This window comes from Sporosarcina aquimarina (genome assembly GCF_023715615.1).
Taxonomy (GTDB): domain Bacteria; phylum Bacillota; class Bacilli; order Bacillales_A; family Planococcaceae; genus Sporosarcina; species Sporosarcina aquimarina_A.
The window spans coordinates 84,856-99,073 of the sequence record NZ_JAMBOM010000007.1; the positions used below are offsets into that span (position 1 = coordinate 84,856).

The window sequence follows — 14,218 nt, forward strand, 5'->3', positions numbered from 1 at the left end:
ATTGGTTGTAAATTTATATTCACTACTCGGGAGACCATGCATAGAGCTTTTCGTTTTCTATTATATGTAATTTATTTAATCCCTTAAATCATCTTAGGGTTGTCTATCGCATACCATGCTTCTACTTGGCATCGGCAAAAACGCGTTCAACGGTCTCTTTTCATTTCCATATACTTCTTTGATTGAATGATGTGAATGTCTCATAAGAAATTCAGTTGATTGAAGTGAAGGACGGCGACTCCTGGGGATCAGCGCAGCGCGAAGACCCCACAGGAGCGAAGCGACGAGGAGGCTGAGGGCAAGCCCCCGGAAAGCGCCCGTCCGAAACGGAGATCAACGGCCTGTTACCCTTCATTTCCAGTGTCAACGATGCAAAAAGACAAAAGGGTTGGAAATCAAATCGATTCCCATCCCTTTTGTCTACAGTCTAAAGAGATCACGTAGATGTGATCTCTTACTTTGGAAGTTTGACTTTAAAGGTGGTTCCTTTTTGTTGGTTACTTATTACATGAATCGTTCCATTGTGTATGGTTGCAATCCACTGGGCGATAGACAATCCTAATCCCATCCCTCCAGTTTCTCTAGTTCGGGCTTTGTCTCCTCGGTAAAAGCGATCGAAAATGTGAGGGATGCTTTCTTCTTTAATCCCAATTCCCGTGTCACTGACTTCAATAACGACTTTTTGGTCCTCGACATATGTTTTCACGCGAATGCTATCGTCTTCACCTGTATATTTTAAAGCATTGTCCAACAAAATGACCACCAGTTGATGAAGCCTAGTATCGTCTGCTTCTATAGTCAAAGGACTCTTACACTCTAGAGAAAAATGCTTCTCTTGCGACTCGGCAATTTCCTTATAAGGTGTGCATACTTTTTGGATAAACGTATCTACGTCAACAGACTGCTTCACAATCTGTGTTTCCGCTGAATCGGCTCTTGCCAAGGTTAACAAATCGGAAGTAAGCTTGGACAATCTCCTTGTTTCGGACAAGCTCTGCGCTATATTTTCAAATCGATCTGAAATTCTGTCTTGAGGTGCGGTAAGGAGAAGCTCCAGTTTGTTTTGAATGATTGTCAAAGGCGTCCTGAGTTCATGTGAAGCATTTTCAACAAACTCCGCTTGCTTATTCCAAGAATGCATAATCGGTTTCATCATCTTTCTAGATAGTAAGTAACTAGCGGAAATCGAGAGGACAATGAAGATTATCGAGCAGATAATTATTAGTTTCTCGAAGTTGGAAATGATTGTTTGTTCAGCATCCACGTTGATCATTAGCTGTGTATAAGCAATTTCATTTTGCTCATTAGGGTCTTCAAAAAGAATATATCTGAATTGATACAATTCGCTGATCTTCGTCGTTGTAATCTTGTCTATGTGTGTTTTATCCAGTTTATAGTCTTCTAAATAGTTTTCATAAAATGTAGTTCCCACTTCATTTTTATTGAGTATATTTCCAGTGCTATCCCAATGGATAACAATCACTCTTGGATTCGGCTTATTTTTTTGTCTCTCGTCATCAGGTTGATTTAAGTCTCCATCTTTACGAGGGAGCCGCAACATCTTTGAATTCGTATCTGTCATCATTTCTTTAAATAATAAGAGTTCCTGGTCTGTCTTGGTAAATAAAGTATTTTGAACTTGTCCCAATATGATGATACTAAAGATCGTAAAAATCACCGTAAAAGCGAGTAAGTTGAACAGCATAAATTTTAGTTGCTGTTTCTTGAAAATCTGTTTGTTAAACATGATCTTCACCTTGGTCTTCCAACATATAGCCTAGCCCACGAAAGGTTTTGATATAGTGATCATATCCAAACTTCTTGAGGTTTTTCCGTAAATTGCTGGCGTACACTTCTACAACCGTAGTAGAAGTATCCGACTCAAATCCCCATATCCGATCAAAAATCTGTTCCTTGGTCAGTATGATATTTTTATTGTTCACTAAATACTCGAGTAACCCGAATTGTTTTCCGTTCAACTTAAGTACTTCCCCATTAATTTCCGCTGTTTTATTCTTTATATTCAATTGGAGCTCCTTAAAAGTAAGGACATTTTCTTTTAACAATCCCCCTGATCGTCTTACTATTGCTTCCAGTCGCACTAATAGTTCTTCTCGATGGAATGGTTTCACTAAATAGTCGTCTGCCCCAACTTTAAATCCTTTAATTTTATCGTCAATTCCATCTTTGGCTGTCAGCATGATGACCGGTGTATGAATGTTTTGCTTTCTCAAATTCACTAATACCTCATAACCGTTCATATACGGAAGCATAATATCTAAAATAATGACATCGAAAATATTTTGCTGTGCAAGAAACAACCCTTCCTCCCCATCGAAAGCCTGCTCCGTTTCGAACATTTCCTTTGTTGTTTCACATATTGATTCAGAGAGGTATTTGTCATCCTCAACGATTAGTAATTTCATATACGACTCCCCTCTTACCTTTTTTCAAAAGTTTTAATCGGTTACGTTAGATTATAGGAGCAATTGACATAAAAGCAAACTTTAGTTTCACAGTTCTTTTTTTAAGGTTTGTTTAAGGTTCATCTTGAATAATAGGGTTCACAGCAAAATATCATCTGAAAACTAGGTGAAATTACATTTGCAACAAGGAGCTCATGATGAAAAAACAAAATTCTAAGTACATGAAGATATCAGCCTCTGTTATTTGCACCGCATTATTATTTGCCTGCAGCAATGATTCAGAAAATCCAACTGCCACGAACGAATCTAATGCAACTACAGAGAACTTAAACACGGCTGGCAGTCAAGAACTAGCTAGTTTGATTAGCAAGAAGGTAACGTATTCTGATGAAGACTTTTACGAGGAGTGGGATAAGGCAACGGCTATTCAGTTGAATGGAAGTGATGCCAGCTTTCAAGGGGATGGTGACGTTGTCATCGACAAAAGTAACATCACCATCAGATCCTCAGGAGTCTATACGATAGAAGGAAAGCTGGATGATGGGCAAATCATCGTGGATGCAGAAGACGATGGAATTGTTCGACTCGTTTTGAATGGTGTGGAGATCAATTCTTCCACCAGTTCGGCAATCTACGTGAAACAAGCGAAAAAAACCGTTATATCATTAGAAGAAGGAACTGAAAATCAGTTATCCGATGGAACCACATATGTATATGAGAATTCGGAGGAAGATGAACCGAATGCAGCGTTATTCAGCAAAGATGATCTCACCATTAACGGGAGTGGGAAACTAGTCGTAAATGGCAATTACAACAATGGAATCACGAGTAAAGACCAATTGAAAATTACTGGAGGAACACTCCAAATTCAATCAGCTGATGATGGATTAATGGGACGTGATCTCCTCGCTGTTAAAGAGGGTACTATCCGTATTTCCGCAAGTGGTGACGGGATGAAGTCCACGAATGACAAAGATGCTGCCAAAGGGATTATCGCCATTGAAGGAGGAAGCTTTGATATCCAGGCGAAAGAGGACGGCATTCAGGCTGAGACTTCGCTTCTGATTGCAGACGGAGACTTTAAGATTTCATCCGGAGGGGGCAGCCCTGAAAAAATAACGAACTCTGAAATGAAACCACCTGCCCCTGGAGAAATGGAGGCAAGTACAACGAAAGCTAGCTCAGATACACCTAGTAGCAAAGGGCTTAAGGCAACTGAAGAAATCACAATTGGTGGGGGTAGCTTTGCAGTGGATTCATTAGACGATGCGATACACAGCAACAACTCAATCACCATAGCTGGCGGAGATTTAAAATTGGCTACTGGTGATGATGGAATGCATGCAGATACATCCATTCTCATTAAAGATGGAACTATCGACATCACGAAGAGTAATGAAGGAATAGAAAGTGATACCATTACAATTTCAGATGGAAAAATCCACGTAAAAGCTGTGGATGATGGCATAAACATTAGCGGTGGTGACGATAAGACAGCCACGTCTACTGAACAAACAGAAGCTAAAGAGCATTTGCTTTCGTTAAATGGAGGCTATGTCTATGTCGATGCTGCCGGTGATGGACTCGATTCAAATGGTTCTATCTCCATGACAGGCGGGACAGTGCTTGTTAATGGACCAACGAATAATGGCAATGGCGCATTGGATTATGACGAAAACTTTGAAATAAGTGGCGGAGTCCTCATTGCTGCAGGTAGTTCTGGTATGGCAATGGCTACTTCAGACAACTCCACACAGAACACGATCCTAATGAGTTATCCGGAGACCCAATCTGCAGGAACCATGCTGCATCTAGAAGATAGCAAAGGAAATGAGATTGTGACATTTGCACCCGCAAAAGATTATCAATCGGTCGTTATTAGCTCGCCAAAACTAACGAAAGATGCTTCCTATACGCTTTACTCAGGAGGGACAACATCTAGTAAAGAAAGTGATGGTCTTTTTGAAGATGGTGACTACCAAGACGGCACGAAAGTAGTGGAGTTCACAATCTCCGACACCGTTACATGGCTTGATGAATCTGGGATCACCACTGCAAAAAATTCAGGACCTGGTGGAATGGGAGGTCCTGGAGGTATGGGAGCGCCCGAAGGTGGAGAGCCACATGGAAACGGAAATAAGGAAGAGATGTTTCCCAATTTAGATGAGGAAACGAGTGCAAAAGTAAAAAGTATTATGGACCAACAAAGAGAAGGAACGATTACTGAAGAGGAAGCACAAAAACAACTAAAAGAACTTGGGATTGAGATGCCTCCGAGAAGAGATCCGAAGACACAAGATGATCAAAAAAAGTAGTAATGCGCTTGAATCATGCGCTGAATACAATTCCGCATAAAAAAACACCATGCACAAAGGATAGCATTTAAACTGTAGGTAGCCTCTAGAAATCTTGGGGGTGCCTACTGTCTTTTTTCTTTTCAGTTGAATTCAACGTAAAAAGTTGCTTTCCGCTGTGAACTGACGTGTTGCGAAGGGCTTGCTCTCAGTCAGTGCACTATGCACTTTTCAATTCCGAATTGTGTATGAATCTCGCCGCACATAGCAACACTTTTGATATTTTGATTTAATGCTAAAATATCAAATAATACAGATGATTTTTTTATTTCATAAGTGAGTTCTGTTTGATTGTGAAATGCAAACTTTGGTGTAAACTAATAGGGAGATTTATTAAAAAGGAGTGTTTTTCATGACAGGAATTATGGAAGGTAAAGCAGGATTAGTTACAGCATCAGGTTCAGGAATCGGTAGAGCATCTGCAGTTGCATTGGCAAAAGCAGGAGCAAAGGTAATGATTTCTGACGTAAACGTAGAAGCGGGACAAGAAACTGTACAAATCATCAAAGATAACGGCGGCGAAGCAGCCTTTTTCAAATGTGATGTAAGTGATGAAGAACAAGTAATCGAACTTGTCAACAAAACGGTTGAAACATTCGGCAAGCTTGACTTTGCACATAACAATGCTGGTATTAACAAAGGTCTTGTACCAATTGGAGAAATGGATTCTAAAGACTGGGATATTACACTAAAAGTAAATCTATATGGTACTTTTTACTCCATCAAGCACCAAGTCAATGCAATGTTGAAAACTGGCGGCGGTGCAATTGTCAATACAGCATCAGGTGCAGGTATTGAAGGTTCACCAAACATGGCGCCATATACGGCTTCTAAACACGCAATCGCTGGTTTAACTAAATCAGTTGCATTGGAATATGGTCAAAAAGGCATTACGATTAACTCAATTGCTCCAGGTGCTACCATTACTCCTGCAATTGAATATTGGGCAAAAACATCACCAGAACAATACGAAGGTGTACTCAAATCACTTCCAGCTGGAAGAATGTCAACAGCAGAAGACCAAGCAAACGCTGTCGTATTCCTTTGTTCAGACCTTGCAAGCTCAATTAGCGGTGTTACACTTGCGGTTGATGGCGGCTTTACTGCAGGTAAAATGCAACAATAATTTCTTCAGATTTAAACGGTTTTATATAAAGAGTGGACCAAGCATTATGCTTGGTCCACTCTTTTTTTGCACTTATTAAAAGGAACCTGTTGTGTGAGGATCAATCATAATTGTTTCAGTAAACAAGAAAGATTCTTGCACAGTCCCCTTTCACTCTACTTGCGCAGAGTCTGTGTCCCTATACTGGCCCGATCCCTGACCATTTGTCTTGGCAATTAACGCGTTCAGTTCATTGTACGTGAGTCCGGAGTTGGCATTCAGCCGCTTCACTTCCTCAATATCAGTACCAACGATTGTGTACTTTTTATCGGTTTGCACTATATTTCGCCTCCTTTCAAACAGTGTGTACTTCTTTCTGGTTTTTATGAAGGTAGTTTTCGTCGATAGTAGAGAAGAATTCGCACATGTTTAAACATCTCCTTTTTATAGGAAGGCTGTATCGTTCACTTTAAGTACCCATAGCTCAATAAAGTTTATTCCAGAAAAAAAGCACCATCCACAAGGGATAGTGCCTTTTCATAGCGATTAGTTAGATTTTTCATCTGCATCTTTGCTGTAATTGTATTGAGATGGATCGACTGGAGTAAATCCTTTTGGTGTATAGAATCTTAATAAGTCACCATTCACGACTTTATCAGAAAGCTGCAACTTATGATCCACTTCTTTTTTAAGCGCCTTCGCATCCTCTAATCGACTTTCATCCAGTGGTAAACCAGTTTTATTGTCATAAAACTTTTCATTAATGGAGTCGATTTCAGGGCTGACAAAATCGCCGTTTCTAAATGGAACAACTTCATTATGCTCATCTGACAATAAATCTGAACCAAATTGAACATAATCCTTCGTATCAATTCCTAGTAAGTGTAACAATGTCGGAAGAAGGTCTGTTTGGCCGCCATAAGTATGGTTGGCTTCGCCCTTCATTCCCGGGACATGTATGAACAATGGGACTCGTTGTAAATTAGCACCTTCTTGTGGTGTTATTTCTTCTCCCATGACTTGTGCCATCGCCTTATTATGGTTATGCGAAATGCCATAATGGTCACCATAAAGAACAATCATCGAATTATCATATAAGCCTTGTTCTTTTAACTGATTGAAGGCTTGTTCAATTGCTTCATCTGTATATCGCGCCGTTTGGAAATAGTTATCCACACTTGAATCTCCAGTTTCGGCTTTATCGATTGTTACTAAGTCTTGATTCATAGTATATGGAAAGTGGTTTCCGACTGTAATAAATTTCGTATAAAAAGGTTGCGGCAACGAACTCAAATAGCTCTTTGATTGTTCGTAGAATGGTTTATCCAACAAACCGTATTCTGCCATGTCTTCTGGAGAACTCGTGTCATAATAACTTGCATCATAGAAGTGATCGTATCCAAATGATTTGTAAACTTCATTTCGATTCCAGAAGCTTCCCTTATTACCGTGGAATACAGCTGATGTATACCCATAATCTTTTAAGATACCTGGAGCTGATTGGTACGTATTTTGTGCTTTTGTAATAAAAGCAGACCCTTGCGGTAAACCGAACAGTGAATTCTCCAACATGAATTCCGCATCAGAAGTTTTACCTTGACCTGTTTGGTGGAAGAAATTATCAAAATACAGGGTGTTTTGATCTTTTGATAATGCATTTAAAAATGGTGTTACTTCTTCCCCATTCAATTTGTAGTCGATAATAAAGTTTTGGAATGATTCTAAATGTAAATAGATAACGTTCATCCCTTTTGCCGCACCAAAGTAGTTTGGATTTGGCTCGGCATAGTTAGATTGCGTATAGTTAACCACTTCTGTCGTATCACTGCTATCCGCCAACGCTCTCTGTGAGGATGCTTTCATCGTTTCTACTGAGTCATAGATCGAATAGTTGTACATGCCTAGATATTTCACAATATAGTTTCTATCAAAGCCGCGAGTCAATAGTTGCGGACGGCTAGCTTCAGCAAGTCCTAAATTTATGATCGACACAGCTAATGCAACCGTAATAATGGCTACTGGTTTTTTATATCCAATACGAGTTGTTTGTTTTTGTATTTTTCTCGAGAATCGCAAGTAAAACACGATAAATACATCCACAAAGAACAAGATATCATAAGGTTTGAGCAGCGTAAGAATACTTCCACCTAAATCACCGAAATTCTGCGTTTGGAAAATTGTGGGTAATGTAATGAAATCACTAAAGAATCGGTAGTACACAACATTGGCATATAAAAGAATCGACATAAGTGTGTACACGATGAGTAGTGATGTATATTTTCTTGTTCCTTTAAATAAAAACGAAATTCCTAGAAAGAGTAATGCTGAACCTAGTGGATTTAATAATAGAAGGAACTGTTGAAGAGGTCCTTCCACACCTAGTTGAAATTGCGATGTTTGAGTGATATATGTTTTAATCCATAACATCAAAACAGCTAATAGATAGATCCCTAGAAAGTTGTTCAAAAGATTATCTTTTTTACTGATTAGATTTTTCAATTTTGCACCTTCCTTTTATTTATTTGAATTTAACTCTTGCTTTATATTTACTTAAATACTTAGGGTAAAAGTCAGAAAAATGTTACTTTATAACAGCACTTTTCTCGCTGCACATGAATTTTACTCCCCTTTTACACCGCTGTCAATTTTATAAAACACAAACCTACACGAGACAAAAGCGTCAAAATTGTTGTTATTTTAATGTATTTTGCGTTACTGACTTCTTCCCAAAAACAAAAGAAAGCAGATCCTAGCCGGATGGCAGAGATTCACTTTCCTTTTGTTTACTATTTGACGTCATATACCTTTTAAAGGTTGCGGTGACACGAACTAGGGAGATGGTGGGAAAAGAATGAAAGGTACCTGTACACGAAACAAACATGAATGTTTAAACAAACATAAAAGCTTGACTCACAGCGTTCTTGAATCTTAATTTCTACAAAAAACTTAACAATCTATAAAAGTTATTTCTATGGAATTTGAGTGATTATAGATATAATTAAAGTAGGTTTGTTGGTTGCTGTGTTACAGCCATATGCCTTGGAAAGGGTGTTTTAATGGACTTTGAAAAACTAAACATTGAACTATTGCAATATACCGAACTAGAAGATGGAGATGAAAAAGCCACTTCTCTAATGATATTTAATCAATGGCAGCGAGAAGAAGTTTTCGAGTTCATTTCAGCTACTTTATTTGAAGGTACTGTATTCACGATTGACCAAGAAACAGAAAAGGCGATAACACTAGTTGGTGCAAATCGTGAAAGATTATTGCTGGTTGATGCTGAAATAGTCGAAGGGGTTTTGGATGGGGTACCGACTGAAGAAACAGAAGAAGATGATGATGATTGTGCAGAAACAATGTATATACACGTAAACGCTGACGGAAAATATTTAGTATGTAGCTTTGATGAACCAAACCCATCACTGATACACCCATCATTCAAAAAAGCAATGAAGATATCACCAAATTATATTGCATATGCAAACAAAGGCGATACATTAATTTTTGACGATATGACAATAGAAATTAAAGAGAATCGTAAACATCACTTTACAGATGATGCAATGATTGAAAGCTATTTCAATGAAAAACAGTCTGCCGAAGATTCTTTCAAAGAGTGGATAAAATTACTTGATAGCATGGACAGTTCACAACGCATACGCTTTCTTGGTATGGTTTACAATGATAGATTCAACGCTGGCAAACCAATAGATGTAGACGATTTAAATAATTACTAAAGGAAGCTGAAAAGCTTCTCAGACTGTAGACAAAAGGGATGGAAATCGATTTGATTTCCATCCCTTTTGTCATTTTGTCGTTTTATTTAAGGGAGAAAGCCTGCCTGTGCACGATACAACTCCAGAACAATTCCGAATAGTTTCTGAATTGTTTGGTGCACAGGCACGACTTTTTAAAAGAAATAGCCAAAGACTTGGGTATATTAACAGTACCAAAACTAGTAACTAAAGCTAAAACACCCAACGCCAAAGAGAATATAGAGATATCATACCCAATAGGTCAAGGACTGTAACTTGGCGCTCTTTTTTGTAATGTCTAGGTATTCTCAATTATACCATCTCCTTGATTGTCAATGCCCAACATTCTATTTAATTGTGTATCGTGCAGATGCCCGATCATGACCTAGTTTTACATACAAGAATGACGAACAGTAATCACTGATACCTATGGTAAACTGCCAAATCAAAACGAACGAGACAGGAAGCACATGAATAATGGGATATAGTGGTGTAATAAAAGTCTCCGAGGGGCACCCAATTTCGCTCCAATGGTTTTCAGTGATTTCTTTTTGGGTCAGTCAACTGCAATCTATTTCCGTATTATATGTGCGATGAAAGAATTTGCGTGTCATACAGGTCGCCACAGAATAAGTTTCTTACAAAGAATATTAGAAATGACTTGTCAATAACTCGTCTAGATTTGCGAGCTTTTCATTATTTAACTTTCTAATCGTTCTTCTTTTCAGCTGTTCATCAGATAGAAAATATAAGCCTACAATAGAAGTTTTTAAGTTACTAGATTGTGTTATATGTTTTATTCTTTCAGCATCTTCTTGTATTATGAAGTCTTCTAACTCAAATGGTTTCTCCAATGGATTATAAAATTTTATATTAGCGTTTTCGCCATCAAAGTATGACATATATTTTCTATAGGCTAATTGTCCAGCATCATCATTATCTAATAACACAAGATACTTATCAGCGCTCGCTATGCTTAAGGAAATCAACTCTTTAAGATTTTGGGCACCCGAGCCAGGTATTATGCATAATTCATCATGATTAAAATCATCTCTGTACTTAATCAACATACTAATTAAGTAATAATCTGTAATTCCCTCTGTGATAAGTAAACATTTCTTATCTATATTTCCCATTCCTGTTTTTAAATGTAATGCATCTAATAAAGGACTAAGAGCCCCTTGACTATTGTTCTTGCCGTATGAATTAAATGAAATTAAATTAACTTTACCTTCTTGTTTTACCGCAATCTTTATGGTAGATACATTTATCCTATCGGGATCTAATAGATATTGCGAATGAGTGCAATATAGCAAAGTATTTTTGATTGATATCTCTTTTAATTCACTCAATAATTCCTCTTGTGCTGAGGAATGTAAGTAAGACCCAGGTTCATCAAGCAAATATATAGCGTTAGCAGGATTATTTTTATATTTAGCATTGAATTTAAGTTTTATAATAAAATTAAAATACCATTGAAATCCTTTACTTCTTTCTACAACATTGAATTGCCTTCTTTTCCCCTGCAAAGTTTTATCTATGACTTTGAATTGAAATCTATAACTTTCATTATCCTCAGTAGGTGGTACATAATTAATTAATAATTCTAGATCGTCTTCATCATTAGCTAACGAAGTACTTCCTTTACTCTTTAAATTTTTCCACTCATTTATAATATCAATATTTAACTGATCACTTACATCGCTAAGTAAAGCAGCTTTGTCATCCTCGTCTGTCATGTTTAAAAAATCCTTTAATTCATTTTCACCATTGGTTGACCTAAGAAATATTTCTTCTAACAAATTTCTCCATTCGGCTTTCGTACTATTATTACTCCGTAAGCCCTTTTCAAGATAGTTAAGAGGAAATTCAATTGTTTCTGGGACTCTATCACTAAAATCATCAAAGTAAAGTATAATTGGTAGTTCCTCAAAAATTTTATTTGCCAATACCTCATTTTTTTCATTTTCAATTGGAAAACCAACAACTGAATATTTTTTGCTTTCCAAATTCCTAGCAATGTTTATTGGTATGTTACTTTGATAAATATTTTTCAAAGCATCATAGACTTCGTCGCCGACTTTTAATTTCATTTTTTTAGCTATCTTTTCAACTTCTTCTTCAGTCTCAAATAATATGCTCGCGACTATAGTAGATTCAACATTTTTGTATGTATATTTATTTTTGTAAGTCAAATGTTCACCTTTATTGTAGTTATCTTTCAGTTTATCGAATGAAAGAATAGCTTTTAATACTGAAGTTTTTCCTGACTCATTAATACCTATTATTGGTATTAATGAATTTGAAATTTGAACTTCTATATATTCAATTGCCCGGAAATTTTTAATTTGAAAACCAATATACTTCATATCGATTCCTCCGATTATAACTATCATTTTTCAAGTTGTTTTAACTAAATATAAGAAAGTGTATTGTGCAATTAATTAAGTTGCTACTATTTAACTTTACGACAAAACTTCATGACGTTTCTTGACGACATCCACATCTTACCATCAAACATATGTTTTCACAATAACCAATTTTTTTATGCATAGTAATATGTAGACGTAATTATAGAAAGAGCCAACCCGACAAGCAGGTTGGCTCTTGTTAAAAATATAGGTTGTTGAAACGTTCTACCTCAATTCCTCCCCATAAGGCACAATCTCCTCATTCAGCAAGAAAGCCTGCCTGTGCACGATACAACTCCAGAACAATTCCAAATAGCGTCTAATTTGCGTGGTGCACAGGCACAACTTTTCCATAATGATTTTTCAAAACATGTTTTTCATTTAGAAAGAATAAAATTCATCCGTTACAATGGTAATTTGATCATTAATTTTTATTTCTTTCATTTCACCAATGTTCAAATAGGTAGCTGTTGTCCTTTGTTTTCTAAGATGTTTAATTACCTCGTCCAAATGAAGTACATCACCTTCTGAATGCAACGAAAATAACCATTGAAGTCCGTAAGATGAGATCAATATATTTTCATCAATATAAAGTTGACTTCTTTTATCCACAGCTATATAAAGTATCTCTGGATCATCAGCGATTTCTTCAACTTGAAGTTTATACTCTAAAATAAAGCTTAAATTCCTTTTATCCTCATCAATAAAAGCCTTGTGTTTTAAAATTTGTTCATTATAAATTTCGTTCAATGATTGTTGGATTTTCCTATAGTTTTCTTCTCCAGCAATCATATAATGATTATCTTTCCATTTGCACTCTATGATTATGAATGTATTAGATTTTTCATCATATATTGCGACATCAATATCACTATTTATCATTTTCCCTTTATATTCAAATTCATAATAAACTTCTTTTCCAAATATAATATTAGAGAATTTTAGTAAGTTGGTTGTTATATCATTTACTACACTATGAGAGATAGTCTTGTCGCGATTATTGAACACTTTTTTCTTATAATAATGTCCATTGACAATACTAAATTGAAAGTCATTCAACATCCATGAAGACGACACGAATAAAATCTTTCCCTTATGGAACAACAAAGGAAATTCAAGTAAACTTCCTTCTCCTTTAAATGAAAAATAGTCAAGATATTTTTCAACTCTATTTTTTGTCAATCCTGTAATCTTGGATATTTTTTGTACAATCCACTCACTATCTTGAAAAAATAATAAATCTAAAGAATTTGTACTGCCGATAATTTTTCCAATGTTATAATAATAGTTTATTACAAGACTACAATAGTAAAAAAAGGCAGTTAGTGATTTCACTTCATCGACATTTCTAATTATATCGCTTTTTGCATTACCACCTAAATTATTAAAATCTATATTCACACATCGATAACATAATTCAAGCAATTCTTTGTCAATATCGATTAACAATCTCTTAATTCTCATATAAGACTGTTTATTATGAACTTTATACTTCGTAACAATTCTATTCGCCGCTTGGGATTTAATGAAGTTCTCCTGTTTAAACCTCTCATTATTAGCTAATCCATTAAAATATAAATACTCCTTTCTGAATCCTCCCTCTACTAAAGCTAATGTGAATTTATACTTTTCATCTTCTAATTTTTCAATTTGACTTTTAGCAATTGAATTCATATCCATAATCTGTTCACAAAGTAGGAAATCAAAATATAATTTTTTTATTTTTGACAAGATATTACAGACAAAAAACTCAAAATCATCGCTGCTAAAAATAAAATTCAATTCAAAATTTATCCCTTTATTTTTTATTAATTCTCCTAAAAACCAACTCAACGCATGTCTATCATTTTCTGCCCTTTCAAAGTTTGGAGTTTCTTCTTTAAACCTGTATTCAATTGCAAATAATGGATAATATAATAAAAAACCAATATTATCTTTGTACGTGGAAATATATACTTCAATATATTCGTTTACGGAATTTACAACAAAGTCTTTTGTGGCTAATCTAATTTCATATTCATCCATAACTGATTTCCCACCTACTCTTCTCAATAGATTGTCTAAATTTAACCAAGAGACACATTATTATGTTTTACCTCCCAATGACAGATACCAAGTTCTGAAACAAATCAATTCTTGTAAAGAACTTGGTAGCTTTTATGAC

At 36.0% G+C, this 14,218-nt stretch carries 9 protein-coding genes; 3 read left to right on the top strand and 6 right to left on the bottom strand.

From position 1 onward, the window contains the following. Positions 1 to 454: 454 nt before the first annotated feature. Entirely contained in the window at positions 455 to 1,747 is a 1,293-nt protein-coding gene (locus M3197_RS14710; protein ID WP_251662446.1) for a sensor histidine kinase, read from the bottom strand. Continuing rightward, positions 1,740 to 2,426, bottom strand: coding sequence for a response regulator transcription factor (locus M3197_RS14715; protein WP_251662333.1), 687 nt, complete (start codon positions 2,424 to 2,426; stop codon positions 1,740 to 1,742). The genes M3197_RS14710 and M3197_RS14715 overlap by 8 nt, the downstream gene beginning before the upstream one ends. A gap of 197 nt (positions 2,427 to 2,623) precedes the next feature. Here M3197_RS14715 and M3197_RS14720 point away from each other — a divergent pair, with 197 nt between their 5' ends. Together M3197_RS14720 and M3197_RS14725 are read left to right on the top strand one after the other, a co-directional pair. After that, positions 2,624 to 4,741: a carbohydrate-binding domain-containing protein gene (locus tag M3197_RS14720; RefSeq protein WP_251662334.1), complete on the top strand. Its 2,118-nt coding sequence runs from the start codon at positions 2,624 to 2,626 to the stop codon at positions 4,739 to 4,741. A 391-nt stretch (positions 4,742 to 5,132) separates the two neighbouring features. After that, positions 5,133 to 5,906: an SDR family NAD(P)-dependent oxidoreductase gene (locus tag M3197_RS14725; protein WP_251662335.1), complete on the top strand. Its 774-nt coding sequence runs from the start codon at positions 5,133 to 5,135 to the stop codon at positions 5,904 to 5,906. Between the two features lie 150 nt (positions 5,907 to 6,056). Here the strand turns inward: M3197_RS14725 and M3197_RS14730 are convergent, their stop codons facing one another. Both M3197_RS14730 and ltaS read right to left on the bottom strand, forming a co-directional pair. Continuing rightward, entirely contained in the window at positions 6,057 to 6,224 is a 168-nt protein-coding gene (locus tag M3197_RS14730; RefSeq protein ID WP_251662336.1) for a hypothetical protein, read from the bottom strand. Positions 6,225 to 6,431: 207 nt separating this feature from the next. Beyond that, on the bottom strand, positions 6,432 to 8,384 hold the full coding sequence (ltaS, locus tag M3197_RS14735; RefSeq protein ID WP_285851404.1) for a lipoteichoic acid synthase: 1,953 nt from the start codon (positions 8,382 to 8,384) through the stop codon (positions 6,432 to 6,434). A 557-nt stretch (positions 8,385 to 8,941) separates the two neighbouring features. Here ltaS and M3197_RS14740 point away from each other — a divergent pair. After that, complete coding sequence (locus tag M3197_RS14740; RefSeq protein ID WP_251662337.1) at positions 8,942 to 9,625, top strand: hypothetical protein; 684 nt, start codon at positions 8,942 to 8,944, stop codon at positions 9,623 to 9,625. A gap of 668 nt (positions 9,626 to 10,293) precedes the next feature. On the opposite strand, the gene M3197_RS14745 is transcribed toward M3197_RS14740, so the two are convergent. Both M3197_RS14745 and M3197_RS14750 read right to left on the bottom strand, forming a co-directional pair. Further along, positions 10,294 to 12,012: an ATP-dependent nuclease gene (locus M3197_RS14745; RefSeq protein WP_251662338.1), complete on the bottom strand. Its 1,719-nt coding sequence runs from the start codon at positions 12,010 to 12,012 to the stop codon at positions 10,294 to 10,296. A 423-nt stretch (positions 12,013 to 12,435) separates the two neighbouring features. Beyond that, entirely contained in the window at positions 12,436 to 14,079 is a 1,644-nt protein-coding gene (locus M3197_RS14750; protein ID WP_251662339.1) for a hypothetical protein, read from the bottom strand. Positions 14,080 to 14,218 lie beyond the last annotated feature (139 nt).

Bases quoted from the DNA above. Each gene is read 5' to 3' on its own strand.
- M3197_RS14710 (WP_251662446.1), bottom strand. From the start codon at position 1,747: ATGTTTAACAAACAGATTTTCAAGAAACAGCAACTAAAATTTATGCTG.
- M3197_RS14715 (WP_251662333.1), bottom strand. From the start codon at position 2,426: ATGAAATTACTAATCGTTGAGGATGACAAATACCTCTCTGAATCAATA.
- M3197_RS14740 (WP_251662337.1), top strand. From the start codon at position 8,942: ATGGACTTTGAAAAACTAAACATTGAACTATTGCAATATACCGAACTA.
- M3197_RS14745 (WP_251662338.1), bottom strand. From the start codon at position 12,012: ATGAAGTATATTGGTTTTCAAATTAAAAATTTCCGGGCAATTGAATAT.
- M3197_RS14750 (WP_251662339.1), bottom strand. From the start codon at position 14,079: ATGGATGAATATGAAATTAGATTAGCCACAAAAGACTTTGTTGTAAAT.
- M3197_RS14725 (WP_251662335.1), top strand. From the start codon at position 5,133: ATGACAGGAATTATGGAAGGTAAAGCAGGATTAGTTACAGCATCAGGT.
- M3197_RS14720 (WP_251662334.1), top strand. From the start codon at position 2,624: ATGAAAAAACAAAATTCTAAGTACATGAAGATATCAGCCTCTGTTATT.